A 16,337-nucleotide genomic window follows, 5' to 3' on the forward strand; every position below is an offset into this window, starting at 1 on the left:
GGAGCTGCTTGCCGGCATAGTCGGCGTATTTGATGAATTTCTTTTTGATGCTGGGCACCTGCCGCTGCAGGTCCTGCTTCAGCACCATGGGGTAGGCCTTGCCGTCTTCGGCCGGACAGTTGATGATCTGCTCGAGGGTGCCGTTCCCTTCAAAGTCGTGCACGTATAGTTCCACAGGATGATCCGGACTGGCCCTCAACCGGCTATTCCGGCCCAGGTTCCCCAAAACAAAATCTAGGTCGCCATCGCCGTCCAAGTCAGCTGGTTTAATGGTGTTCCACCATCCTGCCGAATTGGGAATTTCGGTTTTAGCACTGAGTTTCCGCCCCTTGTCGTTTGTGAAAATGGTCACCGGCATCCAGTCGCCTACCAGCACCAGCTCGGGGTAGGAGTCGCCGTTCAGGTCTACCCACGTAGCGTCTGAGACCATACCCAATTCATTGGTGGGCAGGTAGCGCTTGGTGTAGTTTTTAAAGTGGCCGGTACCGTCGTTCACATACAGGTAACTGGGTGGGTCGTAGCCATACCCGCCCGGAACCATGCGCCCGCCAATAAACAGGTCCAGATCGCCATCCTGGTCAAAGTCGGCAGCAGTGACGCAGGAGGCATTCGTCTCCAGATTGGGCAGGCGGTCTTCTTTAGTGAAAACTCCTTTGCCGTCATTCAGGTATAGCCGGTCCAATAATTCAGGCGATCCGGACATAAACTCATTGCTACCAGTCACGACCATCAGGTCCAAGTCACCGTCTCCCTCCGCATCAAAAAAGGTAGCGGCGACATCTTCTGATCCTAGATCTTGTTCAAACACCCGCGAAGCACCTTCTTTAAAAGTGCCATTCTGCTGCTGCAGGAACAGTTTTTTGGCTCCCCCTGCGGCGCCTCCCAGGTATACATCCTCCAGGCCATCGCCGTTCACATCACCCGTAGCCAAGGCTGGCCCCTGCGTGGAGAGCATCTGCTTGAGCATGGCGTCGCGGTTATAGTCCACGAAGTTGCTTTCCACATGGGTATAATCCAGCTTGGCAGATTTGGTGGCATCGTAGAATGGCTTGGGCAGCTGCCTTGTCTGAGGTAGATGCAGCTGATCTGCCTGCTGGTAATCCAGGGTCAGCTCCTGGTCCGGCTTTACCTGGTGGAGGACCTGCATTTTGTCGTCTGGCCATACGATCCGCACCGAGTCGATCTCCGCTTCTTTTCCCAGGCCGAAAACAAGTGTCAGGTCTACCGACGACTCAAAGCCGCGGTTGGGCATCTGCTGCAGGTATACCGTTTTCTGGGGCTGGTGCACGTATACCTTGGCGCCTATCCCATTCAGGTTTGCCTGTGCCCCTTTCAGCTTCACGCGCAGGTAGTGGTGCTGCAGTTTTTCAGAAGCCTTGTTCTGGTAAACAGAAACCGGCCTGTTCACATTATTCACCACCAGGTCCAGGTCCCCATCGTTGTCCAAATCCCCGTAGGCGGCGCCATTCGAGAAACCGGGTTTGCTAAGCCCCCAGCTTTTGGCCTGGTTCACAAACTGCAGATTGCCCTTGTTCTGAAAAGCATAGTTGGGGATAGGTGTGGACGTCATTTTGTTGATCAGCTCTTTGTTGAAGCTATACCCGCCGCCCTGCATGGCCCGGCGCATGGTCTCTTCGTTGCCGAGGAAGTTGACAAAATCCTGGTCCGTCAGGTCCTGGTAAATGCCGTTGGCCACAAAGATGTCTTTCAGACCATCGTTGTCCATGTCGAAGATGAGCGCGCCCCAGCTCCAGTCCGTAGCATGTACGCCTGCCAGGCGGGCCACTTCGCTAAAAGTGTTGTCCCCGTTGTTGAGGTGAAGCGCGTTCTGCATGTACTGAACATGAAAATCGCGGGCGAGCTTGAGCTGCTGCAGGTCGTAGTTTTCATACATCGAGGTTCTCTTTAGCCGGGTATCGTCCCAGGGTAGCATGTCCGTCACAAAGATGTCCAGGTAGCCGCTGTTGGTCAGGTCGGCGATGTCGGCTCCCATGGAAGAGAGGCTTTCGTGCGGCATCCACTCCTTGCTTTCTTCTGAAAAGGTGCCGTCCTGGTTGTTGATGTAGAGGTAGTCCCGCTCGTAAAAATCGTTGGAAATAAAGATATCCGGCCAGTTGTCGTTGTTCACGTCCCCGATCGTGATGCCCAGGCCAAACCCGATCAGGCTGCCGTAGATACCTGCTGCTTCACTTACATCTGTAAAATGCCCATTGTCATTGCGCAGCAATTTGTCGCCGCCCAGCGCGTCCCGTTTCTCCCGCAGGTTCGTAAAACCCAGTTGGCTCACCGGATAGGAACTGTTGTTGAGCAGGTAGATATCCAGGTCGCCGTCGCGGTCATAGTCGAAAAAAGTGGCGTGAGTAGAATAGCCCTCGTCATCCAGGCCATAGGCGGTGGCCTGCTCCTTGAAAGCAGGTATACCTTCAGCAGAAAGCCCCTGGTTGATAAAAAGCTCGTTCTTGCGGTTGTCGCCGTTCACCTCCCCTGCGTTGCAGACATAGATATCCAGCAGGCCGTCGCCGTTTACGTCGGCCATGGTTACGCCGGTGCTCCAGGCCTGGTCTCCCGCCACGCCGGCTTTGCCGGTGATGTCCTCAAACCGCATGTTTCCCCGGTTCAGGTAAAGACGGTTCTCTTTGGTGTTGGAAGTAAGGTATAGGTCGGCCAACCCATCGTTGTTCACATCCCCGATGGCTACCCCTCCCCCGTTGTAGAAGTTGCGATAGTTGAAGATGTTCATCTCCTCGCTGCTTTCCACCTGGTTGATGAAGTCAATGTTGGTGGCGGCAGCATCGAGTTCTTCGAAGAGGGCGTCTTCTTGTGCTGCTTGTTCGCTGCAGGCGAAGCAGGTGGCCAGAATCAGGGTGATGGGTATGGCACGTATTCTCATAGGGATGAAGCTCGTGTTGGCAAGGCCGCTAAAATTCAAATTTTCCAGTGTGCGGATTTAGACCGCTCACTGGAAAATCTGGTTGGTTCTGTATTGGATCAATAACCTGGGTTCTGGGTTAGGTTAGGGTTGTTGGCCAGCTGCTGGGCCGGAATAGGGAACAGCGCCCGGAATGGTTCCGTATTGGTTTTGAACTGCCAGGTGTCCTGGGTATACCTGCCAAAACGGATCAGGTCGTTTCGGCGCCAGCCCTCCCAGGCAAATTCTCTGCCGCGTTCGTTTAACAACTCATCCAGCGTAATGGAGCCCAAAGGAGCGACGTCTGCCCGTTCCCGTACCTGATTTACTAATTCAAGCGCAGCTCCGGCATTTCCTAATCTTAACAGTGCCTCCGCTTTCATCAGCAACACATCTGCATAGCGGAACACTACAAAGTCGTTGTCCTGGTCTGTCCGGCTATTGTTAGACTGCACCTCATACTTCACACTGCGCACGCCTTCGTTTTCAAAAGCCCGTTCCAGCGAAGTGATTTCCGGCGTGAAAACCAACTCTTTGTTACGGTTATCGACCACGTCTGTGAATGTGATGATATTACCTGTGTTATCCCGTTGCGGACCAACCAGCCACATTGCCTTGCGTTCGTCGTTGTCAGAAAACAAATTATAAAACTCGGCCCTGGTCGCAAATCCATTCCATGGGTTGGTATTCAGACCATAGACAGCTCCCTGTGCATAGTGCAGCGTTCTCATTTGCCAGTTCATTCCTCCCGCCAAAATTCTGTCGTAAGGAATGGTAAAAATATTCTCCACGTAAGTTGCCGGGTCGTTGCCATTGTTCACCTTGAAATTGGCCAGGAAGTTGGGGTTCAGACCGTAGCCAACCGGTGAGTTGATTACGGCATCGGTAGCCGTGATCACGTCCTGCCATCTGGGCGTACCCGTATACACTTCGGCGTTCAGGTATAGCTTTGCCAGCAGCGTGTAGGCAGCGGCCTTTGTAAAGCGACCGTATAACTCCAGCGAGTTTCCCTCTTCCAGGGTAGGCAATGCCTCCTGTATTTCTTTTTCTATGAAGGCAAACACCTCAGCCCGCGAGTTCTGCGGCGGGTTTCCCGGAGGGGTTTCTTCTGTTATGATGGGCACATTGCCATACATATCCAGCAGCCAGAAATAGGCATAGGCGCGCAGCATTCTTACTTCTGCCACCAGTACATCTTCCCCTTCTATCTGCAAATCACTGGTGGAAAGCGTGATCAGGTTTAAGTTGGCGTTGGCTATCACGCGGTAAGCCCACTCCCACGCCCCGTTGATCTGGCCGGGTGAAACAGAGGTCCATTCATGTTTGGCCAATTGCTGCCAGGCAGCATTGTCATACCAGTTAGGCCCACGGGTAGGCACTACCAGTTCATCCGTTGTTGGCTCCAAAAAGAGCAAAACCGGGTCTAAGAAGCCACGAAGCTCCGCATACGTGGCACCCACTGTGGAGCGCAACTCTGCCTCCGTACGGGGAAATTGAGAGGCTTCTGCCTGGTCAAAAATCTCAGAATCAAGATCCGTGCAGGCCTGGATACCAAATCCTGCTGCGAGTACGGATGCAACAGCTACAACCTGCAAACGCTTATATGTTCTCATGATAGAATCAGTTTATAAAGTATATCTGTAACAGTTCAACTGTACATTTATCAGAAGGTCAGGGAAACGCCAAGGGTGAAGGTGCGGGTTCTTGGGTAGAACGAAAGGGGTTCTATACCTGGTGACAGACCGGCCGCCTGGATATCGCCTGTGTTGATATCCGTGCCTCCCACAGACCTCCGGATGACAGATGCTTCTGCAGGGGTCAGGTTAGCGCCCCCTGCGCCGCCACCACCACCTGGCTGTACGCCTGCTGATTGCGAGCCCCCATAAATATCACGGGAAGCTCCGAGTCTTGGCTCAGGGTCTATGCCCCGGTAATTGGTGATCACAAAGGTGTTGTTACCGGCAATAAAGACAGAGGCATTGGTGATCTCCTTCCAGAAAGTAGGCAGGCGGTAAGAGAGTCGGAAGTTATCAAGCCGGACAAAATCGCCGTCTTCTACCCACTGGTCTGAAAAGGCAGGCGATATATCTTCCGGTATACCGGTTTCGAAAGCATCTTCCACCACGTTGTTGCTGGGGAATCGGTTCGGGTTGGCCGAGTAGATATAGGGCCCGTTCACGATCTGGTGGCCCAGGGCACCCCGGAACAGGAAGCTGAAATCAATGCTTTTGTAGGTCAGGGTGTTCCCCCATCCGAATATCAGGTTCGGGTTGGCATCTCCCAGCAGGGTACGGTCGTCACCGAAGGGATCATTTCCGCCGCCGCCAAAATCTTCCCACTGATAAATGGGCTCGCCTGTATCACTGGTGCCATAGCCTCTCAGAACAGGTCCGAAGAACTGTCCGACCGGACGCCCTTCCAGCAACGCCACAGGTGCTGCTATACCTCCCTGTCCACTTCCGAAGCTACCATAGGTTCTGGGACTGGTTGGGTCATACTGGAACAGGCCTGAACTGAGCGACACGACCTCGTTTTTGTTATGCGACAGGTTGACGAGTGTGCGCCACTGGAAGTCGCCTGCGTCTACGGCCAGGTAATCCAGGGACAGTTCGATGCCCTGGTTATTGATCTCGCCTACGTTAGCCAGGATGTTGGGGGCCACGGCTGTCAGGTTCTCAGATCCATACCGGGTACCAATGGCGATCGGATATTCAAACAGCAGGTCCTCGGTGTCCTTGTCGTAGAGTTCCAGCGAGCCATTCAGGCGGCCATCCAGGAAGGCGAAATCCAGGCCCACGTTCCACATTTTGGATGTCTCCCACTTCAGGTCCGGGTTGGCGTTCTGGAGCGGTCTGTAGGCGCCAATAAACTGTCCGTTGGATTGATACGTACCGCTTCGCGCAAATAAGGGGCGGGCCGCATAATCCGGAATACCTTCCTGGTTACCGGTAACGCCATACCCTACGCGCAGCTTGAGGTCGTCGATGAAATCAACATCCTGCAAAAATGCCTCTTCCTTCAAGCGCCAGCCGACAGAAAGGGACGGGAACCAACCCCAGCGGTTGTTCTCACCAAAGCGGGAAGAACCATCGTGGCGGATATTGGCCGTCAGCAGGTATCTGTCGTTGAAAGAATAGTTAACGCGTCCTATAAAGCCAATCAGGATGGCTTCCGACTGGTGCGACCCTACTTCCCGGTCCAAAGGGTTATCCCCGGTGCCGATGTTGTTATATCCGAATACATCCGGAAAGCCTCTGTTTGAGGCAAACAACCCTTGATTGGAAAGCTTCTGGTAGGTATAGCCGCCCAGCACATTAAAGCTATGGGAGCCAACCTCTTTGTTATATTGCGCGGTTAACTCCAGCAGCCGGTCAACAACCTCTCTTTCGGAGCGGAAGCCAAAGGAAACGTTGTTGTTATTGGCACGCCAGGTACTGGGTCGGAAGAACCCATAGAGGCTGTTATAACTGTTGATAGAGGTGTTCACGCCAAACCGCAGGCCTTCAACTGGCTCCACAAAAACTTTCAGGTTTCCGAGGGTTAGCCTGTCCCTGGATTCATTCGTGATTTGCTCCATACGGGCCAGCGGGTTCTCTATCTCGAAACCACCCGGTATGCGTTTGCCGTTGAACTCATCTTCTCCCGCTACGCCGGGCTGCAGGTAGGTACCTTTGTCGTTGTAGACAGGGTAAGTGGGATTTATTCTGCCGGCCAGCAGGAAAGGAAAATAGTCGACGTAGTCTTTGTTGTTGACCTGCTGGGAAAGTAGCAGCTGTATTTCCAGCTTATTATTCAAAGCTTTCTGCACCAGGTTCAGGCGCCCGTTCAGGCGATCGAAGCCGGAGTTGACAGCGATGCCCGGCTGGTTCAGGTATACGACCGAGCCACGGTAGGTAAAGTTTTCAGTACCTCCTGAAACAGCGACGTTATGGTTGTGGCTGATGGCCGTGCGTGTTAACTCATCAAACCAAGCGGTGCGGGCGCCATAGTCGTTGGCCGATACATCCAGTCCCAGCTCCCGCAGCTTGCCCACAAATTCGTCTGCCGATAGGAAAGGCAAGGTTCTGGCCACTTCCTCTACGCCCACATAGCTGTTTACTTCTACCGTGACTTTGCCTGCCTGGCCACGCTTGGTGGTAACAATGATCACGCCGTTAGCACCCCGAGAGCCGTAGATAGCAGATGCAGAGGCGTCCTTCAACACGTCAATCGACTCGATGTCTTCCGGCGCTACCGTATTCAGGTCGGCGCCGGCCACCCCGTCTATTACGATCAGGGGTTCACTGTTGGCACTCAGGGAAGAAGTACCTCTCAAGCGAATAGAAGGCCGGTTGTTGGTCGGGTCGCCACCGGCAGATACGATATTCAGACCGGCTACTTTTCCCTGTATGGCCTGCATCGGGTTGTTCACCACACCGGCATTCAGGTCCTCGGCCGTTACCGTAGCGGTTGCTCCTGTTACGTCGGCCTTACGCTGGGTGCCATACCCGGTGACCACCACCTCTCCCAGGGCCTGCACATCGGGCTTGAGGGTTACGTTGACCACGGCTTGGTTATTGATCGGGACCTCCTGCCGTTGGTAGCCCAGGAACGAGATGACAAGCGTTCCGTTGGGATCGGGCACACCTAACGTAAAGTTACCATCGGCGTCTGTCGAGGTACCCACGGTGGTCCCTTTCAGGACTACCGAAGCCCCTGGCACACCGAGCCCGTCGTCGCCGGTAACCCTGCCCCTGATTTCGGTCCGCTGCTGCACAACCGCAACGGCACCTGCCCTGCTGAAAACTGCTGCCTGCGCTACGTCCTGAGAAAAGCACAGAACGGCCAGTAACACTACCAATATTTTCTTCTGAGATAGTGACTCGAGGGGAATGCTTGGGGGAAGCACATCTGAGGTAAAGTAGATCTTTCTCATAAAATGGCTTATAAGAGTAAAAGTTTCCGATATAGAAAACGCGCACATGCACGTATCTTCAAAACTCCATCAAAGTATGCCAGACGATATATTCTGCGCATACCCTGGATCATACTCAGCTCGGGCGATGCTGCAACGTATGAATTCCTAAAGCCAATTAACCCCTAGCTGTGCTTACAAGGCTTCTTGCCCTTAGTTTTAGTGATTGGTCATTAGTTTAAATACAGGTAAAACTTGAAAAAGTTTTATAAACATAGGCTTATTCTGAATATTTGTTATCTATATAAATTATTTCAGATAAAACAACCTAAGAATATAACTATTAAAAGTTCCATACCTCTCAACATTCTGCTCATTCAGGCGATATATTTCAGCAAGCAAGCGGGTAAGAGGGAATCCTCCCCTGCAGACCTCCTATAAAAATCGCCAGGATTCCGCTACCTCCGGTAGCCGCTTTACCGCCTCCCCTATACCTGTAGAAAAGACATAGATTGAAAAAATTCAGGTGCTGCCTGCGCCAGGCTACGCTGCCAGGTATACCTCCGGGAAACTCCTCTTCTCCGCGTACTGCTATTCGACAGATCAAATTATTTCCCGGAAGCCTTAACTTCCTGGCCACGTAAATGCGCCACTTGCAGGCACCAACCTGATGCCGGGGATTTGCAAAATTTAAATGACGATTTCGCACATGGCAAGCAAATAAGCAGTTCCTCTTTTCGCATGTCCGTGTCTGCCTACATATTGCCACTGGGAGCTTCGGCAGGAACAATCGCAGTGGCAGACGCATGAAATAGAGCTTGCCAGCTTTTGGGGTTACGGCTTATTTTGTGTTTTTGAAATAATCCACTTTGCTTAACTATAAAGTCTTTGCTAATTTAGAGGCTTCTTTAAGCCTGAATTGTTTATCGCCTCCCTTATATGAAAAAGAGCATCCTTCTTTTTTCTGCGTTTTTACTGCTCATCTCCCCACTCTCTGCTCAGGAAGCGGCAACCAGGAAAGTGTCATCGGCGGCAAAGCCTTCTGCCTTGAAGCTATCTTTCCCGGATCAGCCCGGTTGGAATGTACTCAAGGAAGGGCAAAAGCTTGAATTCGAGGTGAAAGCCGTAGGAGGCACCGGCAGTGCGTATACCTATTCCATTACACAAGGCAAGGTAGAAGGTATGGCATTCGATTCGCTCGGCCGCTTCTCCTGGACACCCAGCTTTGATTTTGCAGATCGCCTGAGCAGTGGCCGCACGGTCCAGCTTATTTTTGAAGCCCGCAACGAGCAGGACGAAAGTGTAAGCCAGTCGATTGATCTGAAAGTGGAGCATGTGAACCGGCCCCCTGTTATTGGCGAGCTGAAGCCGCTGTATGTGCGCTACAATGCTCAGAACACATATACCATCGAGTCGTCGGTAGTAAAGGATGAAGACAATGACCCGATCGTTTTTGTAGCTATACCCGATGGCATGCCCGAAGGAGCCAAACTGTCGGCACAGGGAGAGTTCACCTGGAAACCTTCGCTGACACAGTTCAACCGGCTGCGCAACAACCCGCTCAAGGTAGAGTTTTACGTGGAGGACCAGCCGGCCAAGGAACGTACCAAAGGCTATTTTAAAGTAGAAGTGACCCAACAGGATCTGCCGCCCAGCCTGCAGATGATCCCTTCGCAGAAGAAGTTCCTTTACAAGGAAGGCGCCACTGTCAACCTGAAGTTTCAGATCTACGATCCGAACGGGGAGGCCGACATCTCTTCCTTCAACTTCATTGCTGAAAACCCCAATGTTCCGGTAAGTGCGCTGGTGAAGAACACGCCTTCCCAGTATGAGTTTATCTGGAAGCCGGGTTATGATTTTGTGCAGGACCCGCTGGATTCGGTTTCCTTTGACATCACCTTCTTTGCCCTCGACAAATCCAACAAACGGGACGAGCGGACGGTGCGGTTCACGATACAGCATGCCGTGAACGAAGCCGAAACGGATCAGAAGCTCTACAATGAATACCGCGCTGCTCTTACCAGGGCCTGGGACCTGATGGAGCAGCTCAAGGACACGGAAAACGACCTGAAGAAGAAGTACAACCGGGCCCGGAAAGGCAAAAAGGCCCGGTCGCTCACCAATGCGTCTTTAGGAGCTGTCACAGGTATAGCACCGGTCATCGTGGAAACACCGGCCACCACCAAGAAGATCACCACCATCGGGGGCACCACCGTCATGACGATCGGTACGCTGGAAGCCACCGAAGTGATCGGCCGCTCCACCAAAGACCTGGTCGAGCGCCTGAACTACATCATCGAGAAACGCAATGAACTGCAAACTAAGGGAGACGTTTTTGCCCGCAAGTATGCCCTTAAATCCTCGCGCCGCAAACCTGAATTCCTGAAGGATGTAGATGACTTTGTAGCCCTGATGAACCTGAAAGGACTGGTAGCACTGGAACTGGACGCGAACTGGAAAAACAAGTCCAAGCCTACCAATGAGAACGTTGCCAAAACGTTCAAAGACTTCAGCTACGAGAATTAAGGAGTCGAAAAAATAATCCCCATAAAAAAACAGAAAGTTTGCCTTGCGGCCGCTTTCTGCTTTTTTGTTATAGATTGTTGCGTGCTTACTTCCCTGCCAGAATCTGCCGGGCCAGTTCCAGTTCTTCCTCCAGGATGGTGTGGGGCCTTCCCTTGTAGATCTTTTTGGTCACGTCGGCACCTTTCTCCTCCAGTATCTTTACTGTTTCATCTACCCGGCTGACGGGCACATGCGGGTCCGGGTCCCCGGTTGTGATCAGCACCGGCGTACCGTCAAAGTTTCCGGTATAGTGGCTGGTATCTACCTGCTCCCCGATCAGGCCGCCTGTAAAGATGAGCAGGCCGCCGAAGCGCTGGGCGTGCCGCGTCGCATACTCCGACGTCAGGCAGGCGCCTTGGGAGAAGCCCAGCAGGTAAATATCCTTGCCGGCTATACCTTGTGCCAGTATACCTTTTACCGTTTCATCTACCAGCTCCAGGGCCGAGTCCAGGGCAGGCTGGTTTTGCGAAACAGGAGCCATAAAACTGTACGGGTACCAGCTGTTGCTGGAGGCTTGCGGCGCATAGAGCGTAAAATTGTCGGCGCCCAATTCCCGCGCCAGCGGCAAAATACTCGCTGCCGTGGCGCCTCTCCCATGCAGCAGGACGAGCGCTTTCCCGGTTTGGTCCAGCGGCTTGCCCTGCGTCAGTACTTTCTTCTCGTGTGTATACATTGCTTGCTTCTTTTAGTCACAACTCCCTGCCGGAAGTTTAGTCCAGCTTCGGTAGGACAGCTTCTATCTGGGCCCGCTGCGGCTCATATTGTGGCGGCAGCAACAGGTGTGTACCCAGTTCCGCTACCGTCTCATCGGTGGCAAAGCCCGGATTATCGGTGGCTATCTCGAACAGCACCCCGCCCGGCTCCCGGAAGTAGAGCGAATAAAAGTAATTGCGGTCTATCTTTTCGGTAATATTAAGGCCTTTGCTTACCACTTTTTCCCGGAAGCGCATCAGTACTTCTTCGTCTTTTACCCGGAAGGCAATGTGGTGGTTCGTACCGGCACCTCCTTCTCCCCGGTTGGCATGCGGCATCTCTACCAGGTCAATGATGGCGGCGCTGTCCACAGCGTCCGTGCTATACCTGAACTGGCTGCCGGTCTGATCCTGCAGCTTGTAGCCAAAAATATCCGTCAGAATTTCTGCTGTCTTCTTTGCCTCCCGCAGGGTCAGCGTGACGTTGTGGAAACCTCTGGTTGCCACCTCGGCTTTTACCGCATCCGTTTCCCAGGGTTTGCGGTTATCCCCGTTCTTCGGGATCACCAGTTCCAGCAGCAAGCCATCCGGATCCCGGAAGGGAAGGTACTGCTCCCCGAATTTCTCGGAAGGCCGCCCGAAGTCGACATTGTGCTCCTCAAAGCGTTTTATCCAGAAGTCAAAGCTGCCTTCCGGCACGGCGTAGCCAATGTGCGTCGGCATACCTGTTCCGGCCCTGCCACGACGGGCAGACTCGTAAGGGAAAAAGGTGAGAATGGTACCCGGGCTTCCTGCCTCATCGCCATAGTAGAGGTGGTAGGTGCCCGGATCATCAAAATTGACAGTCTTTTTGAGCAGGCGCAGTCCCAGCACCTTGGTATAAAAATCTATGTTCTTTTTGGCCGATCCGGCTATCGCCGTGATGTGATGGAGGCCTAATATTCTATCTTCCATAGCACTTTATTTAGCTTTGAGAGTCGCGCTCTATAACCAAAAGCTGCCTCTCCATTTAAATTATGGGGTACCGTACTGCCCCTTCCTCCGCAGCTCCAGGCCCCACCAAATCACGTACTCCTGCCTGATGTGCAAGACATTGCCACCAGAACGTGTTCTTATAGTGGTACGACCACCGGAACTAAAAGTGATCGATCCGGAGAAAACCGACTTCCTGCTTCAGGTAAATAGCAGCAGTCGCTGCAAAAAACGACTGCTGCTATTCAAGAATTTTTATGCCTGCTTTACTAACTGAATTTCAGCATTCAGCCTGATCTCGTCGCTCACGACTACGCTGCCCGCTTCTGTTACGGCGTTCCACGTTAGTCCGAATTCTTTGCGGCTGATCTTTCCTGTTACCGTGAAACCTGCTTTTGTCTGTCCGTACGGGTCAACTACCGTACCCCCGTACTCTACCTGCACGGTTACGGGCTTGGTGATGTCGCGAACTGTCAGGTCGCCATGCAGTTTGAAGTCATTGCCTCCTACATTTTCATACGTTTTACCCACAAAGCGGATCTCACTGTGATTGTCCGCGTCGAAGAAGTCAGGTGACTTCAGGTGCGTATCGCGCTGCTCGTTGTTGGTGCTGATCGAGTTCACATCTGCCGTGAATACAATGTTGCGGGCTCCGCTAAACTGCTCGTCTTCGCTTTCTGCCACCACATTGTAGTTGCTAAAATAACCTGTCACGGTCGTGATCATCAGGTGTTTTACTTTGAACTGTACTTCACTGTGCATTGGGTCTACTGCCCATGTTACATTTGCCATAATTTTCTTTTTTAATGTTTTCTAACTGATTTGTTGAGGACTCTATTTTCGTAATGCTACAACAAATGTATAAACCTTTAATGTATATACATCAATTATAGAAAAAAGATTCATTTATTTTTTAAATGTGCCGGAACATGTGCCCTACCAGAAGAAATCTGTAGCAAAGGTATAGCCGGGATGCAGGCGGATTCTGCAGGTAATCGATGCCAGTGCCAGGCTACAACTACTCTCTTCAAAGAGGTATAGCCATCCATTGTAGTTTGGCCGTACTCATCAGACGAAGCCACTCCTGGAAGCCAGGAATTACTTCCGCTTCTTAAAACTCCGCTAGTAACAGACGCATGCTTTTATTAGGTATAGACATCGGCACCTCCTCCATCAAAGTATCGGTTGTAGATTCCCGGACGCAACAGTGCCTGGCCTCTGCCCGGTACCCCGAAGAAGAATCAGGCATTATCGCTCCCCATACAGGCTGGGCGGAGCAGTCACCGGAAATGTGGTGGGCACATACTAAGGCGGCTATACAGAAAGCCAACGCCACAGGCAGGTATAACCCCAGGGACATCGGTGCCATCGGCATCGCTTACCAGATGCATGGCCTGGTGGTAGTGGACAAAGAGCAGCAGGCGCTGCGCAACGCCATCATCTGGTGCGACAGCCGCGCTGTGGAGATCGGCAACAAAGCTTTTAAAGCCATTGGGGAAGAAAGAAGCCTGTCCCGGCTGCTGAACTCCCCGGGGAATTTCACGGCCTCCAAACTGGCCTGGGTAAAAGCCCACGAACCGGAGCTATACCTTGCCATTGACAAGATCATGCTGCCCGGCGACTTTGTGGCCATGAAGCTGACGGGCCGCATCACCACCAGCGTGTCGGCACTTTCCGAAGGAGTGTTCTGGGACTTTCAGCAGGACGAGCTTTCCAGGGATGTGCTCGGTTATTACCAATTCGACAAAGCGCTTATTCCGGACATCGAACCGGTGTTCTCGGAGCACGGCCGGGTGCAGAAAGCCGTGGCGGAGGAACTGGGACTGAAAGCAGGTATACCGGTCACATACAAATCCGGCGATCAGCCCAACAATGCTTTGTCGCTGAATGTGCTTCAGCCGGGAGAAGTAGCAGCCACGGCCGGCACTTCGGGTGTGATCTATGGCGTCAGTGATCAGCTGATCTATGACCCGCAGTCGCGCGTGAACACCTTCGCACACGTGAATTATGGCGAGCAACAGAAAAGGCTGGGCGTACTCTTGTGCATCAACGGCACCGGCATCCTCAACCACTGGATCAAAACCATTGCCGGCACCGGTATAAGCTATGCAGAGATGAATCAACTGGCCGGAAAAATCAGCATCGGCAGCGAGGGTTTGCGGGTCATCCCTTTCGGCAACGGAGCGGAGCGCATGCTGGGCAACAGGATTGTAGGCACCCATTTCCACCACATCGACCTGAACCTGCATACCAAAGCGCACCTGTTCAAAGCCGTGCAGGAAGGTATAGCGTTTGCTTTCCGCTATGGCCTGGACATCATGCGAGAAAGCGGCATGAACCCCCGCATCATCCGGGCCGGTAAGGCAAACCTCTTTCTGAGCGAATCTTTTACAGAAGCCTTTGTCAATGCAACCCATGTGCCGGTGGAGCTCTACCAGAGCGACGGCAGTGTGGGAGCCGCACTGGGTGCCGGTATCGGTGTGAAGGTATACAGAACGGAAGAAGAAGCTTTCTCTAACAGCAAAGAACTGCAGGTCGTGGAGCCTCAGGCCATCGACAAGTACGAGCCCGTTTACCAGGAATGGAAAGCTTTACTCGATGCCCACCTGCAGCAGCATTAAAGGAATCAAAAACAGCTAACCCATACCTTCTTATGGCAACTACTTCCTCAACACAAACAGAATATTTTAAAGGCATTGATCCGATCCGATTCGAAGGCCTGGCGTCTGATAACCCGCTGGCCTACCGCTGGTATGACGAAAGCCGCGTGGTGGCAGGCAAAACCCTGAAGGAGCATTTGCGCTTTGCGGTGGCTTACTGGCACTCGTTCAATGCTACTGGCTCCGATCCGTTTGGCAGTGCTACCCTGAAATTTCCCTGGAATACCAAAACGGATCCGGTCGAAAGGGCAAAAGACAAGATGGATGCCGCCTTCGAGTTCATCACCAAACTGGGTATGCCCTACTACTGCTTCCACGATGTGGATCTGGTGGACTATGGCAACGACATCCGGGAGAACGAGCGCAGGCTACAAGCGGTGGTGGAATACGCCCAGCAAAAACAGCAGGAGACAGGCATCAGGCTGCTGTGGGGCACGGCCAATGTGTTCTCGCACAGCCGCTACATGAACGGCGCCGCTACCAACCCGGACTTCCATGTGCTCACGCACGCTGCCGCCCAGGTAAAAGCTGCACTGGATGCCACCATCGCCTTGCAGGGAGAGAATTACGTTTTCTGGGGCGGCCGCGAAGGGTACATGACGCTGCTCAACACCGATATGAAGCGCGAGCAGGAGCATTTTGCCAGGTTCCTGCACACCGCCCGGGACTATGCGCGCAGCCAGGGCTTCCAAGGCACCTTCTTCATTGAGCCGAAGCCCATGGAGCCTACCAAGCACCAGTACGATTACGATGCAGCGACCGTGATCGGCTTCCTGCGCCGGTATGACCTGTTAGATGATTTTAAACTGAACATCGAAGTGAATCATGCTACCCTGGCCGGCCATACCTTCCAGCACGAGCTGCAGGTAGCAGCTGACGCCGGCCTGCTAGGCTCGATCGATGCCAACCGCGGCGACTACCAGAATGGCTGGGACACAGATCAGTTTCCCAACAACGTCAACGAGCTGACTGAAGCCATGCTGGTGTTGCTGGAAGCAGGCGGTGTGCAGGGCGGCGGTATCAATTTTGACGCTAAGATCAGACGCAACTCCACGGACCCGGCCGACCTGTTTTATGCTCACATCGGCGGTGCCGATACATTTGCCAGGGCTCTGATCACCGCGGATGCTATCCTGCAGAAATCGGATTACAGAAAGATCCGTCAGGAGCGTTATGCTTCTTTTGACAGGGACAAGGGGAAAGCGTATGAGCAAGGTGAACTATCGTTGGAGGACCTGCGCGCCTATGCCATCGAGCACGGTGAACCGGAGGTAAGAAGCGGACGCCAGGAATACCTCGAGAACCTGATTAACCGCTATATCTGACAGGGAAATGCATCATCCGGATCAGACATACAGGATGTACCCGGCACTGCCTCCACATCCTGCAGCAGGCAGTACAACAGCCGATGGAAATACAACTTTAGCTGAACTCCCAGCCAGCTGCGATCTTAGCCTGGGTTTGCCTGCTTCGTATACTTGGATTTGATGAGCTCGAGCATGTCCTTGAAGCGGTCCTTGTCGCCTTCGGTGAGGAAGAGCCGCCAGAGGCCTTCGACCAGCAGCATGAGGATCTCCGATTCGAGCTCGGGCTGAGCATAGCCCAGCTGGCGAAAGGCATCCGTGAGCTGGCGCATCACCGACTGG

General features: G+C 53.1%; 10 protein-coding genes. 3 read left to right on the top strand and 7 right to left on the bottom strand.

What is annotated here, in order from left to right; genetic code table 11:
• The 3 genes from OB13_RS01295 to OB13_RS01305 form a co-directional block, all read right to left on the bottom strand.
• On the bottom strand, nucleotides 1-2,890 hold a 2,890-nt coding region (locus OB13_RS01295), incomplete at its 3' end, for a VCBS repeat-containing protein (RefSeq protein ID WP_461488334.1).
• A 98-nt stretch (nucleotides 2,891-2,988) separates the two neighbouring features.
• Entirely contained in the window at nucleotides 2,989-4,521 is a 1,533-nt protein-coding gene (locus OB13_RS01300; protein WP_461488335.1) for a RagB/SusD family nutrient uptake outer membrane protein, read from the bottom strand.
• Nucleotides 4,522-4,571: 50 nt separating this feature from the next.
• Complete coding sequence (locus OB13_RS01305; RefSeq protein ID WP_461488336.1) at nucleotides 4,572-7,823, bottom strand: SusC/RagA family TonB-linked outer membrane protein; 3,252 nt, start codon at nucleotides 7,821-7,823, stop codon at nucleotides 4,572-4,574.
• Nucleotides 7,824-8,849: 1,026 nt separating this feature from the next.
• On the opposite strand from OB13_RS01305, the gene OB13_RS01310 reads away from it, so the two are divergent.
• Entirely contained in the window at nucleotides 8,850-10,328 is a 1,479-nt protein-coding gene (locus tag OB13_RS01310) for a hypothetical protein (protein WP_461488337.1), read from the top strand.
• Between the two features lie 85 nt (nucleotides 10,329-10,413).
• Here the strand turns inward: OB13_RS01310 and OB13_RS01315 are convergent, their stop codons facing one another.
• From OB13_RS01315 to OB13_RS01325, 3 genes are all read right to left on the bottom strand, one after another.
• A complete protein-coding gene (locus OB13_RS01315; protein WP_461488338.1) occupies nucleotides 10,414-11,040 on the bottom strand; it encodes an alpha/beta hydrolase in 627 nt (208 codons plus the stop codon).
• A gap of 37 nt (nucleotides 11,041-11,077) precedes the next feature.
• A complete protein-coding gene (locus tag OB13_RS01320) occupies nucleotides 11,078-12,013 on the bottom strand; it encodes a ring-cleaving dioxygenase (RefSeq protein WP_461488339.1) in 936 nt (311 codons plus the stop codon).
• A 273-nt stretch (nucleotides 12,014-12,286) separates the two neighbouring features.
• Complete coding sequence (locus OB13_RS01325; protein WP_461488340.1) at nucleotides 12,287-12,823, bottom strand: YceI family protein; 537 nt, start codon at nucleotides 12,821-12,823, stop codon at nucleotides 12,287-12,289.
• Nucleotides 12,824-13,167: 344 nt separating this feature from the next.
• Between OB13_RS01325 and OB13_RS01330 the strand changes: the two genes are divergently transcribed.
• Together OB13_RS01330 and xylA are read left to right on the top strand one after the other, a co-directional pair.
• Entirely contained in the window at nucleotides 13,168-14,652 is a 1,485-nt protein-coding gene (locus OB13_RS01330; protein ID WP_461488341.1) for a xylulokinase, read from the top strand.
• A 32-nt stretch (nucleotides 14,653-14,684) separates the two neighbouring features.
• A complete protein-coding gene (xylA, locus tag OB13_RS01335) occupies nucleotides 14,685-16,016 on the top strand; it encodes a xylose isomerase (RefSeq protein ID WP_461488342.1) in 1,332 nt (443 codons plus the stop codon).
• 125 nt (nucleotides 16,017-16,141) lie between these two features.
• Here the strand turns inward: xylA and OB13_RS01340 are convergent.
• A partial coding sequence (locus tag OB13_RS01340; protein ID WP_461488343.1) for a hypothetical protein occupies nucleotides 16,142-16,337 on the bottom strand: 196 nt, incomplete at its 5' end.

This window comes from Pontibacter sp. HJ8, from assembly GCF_054824225.1.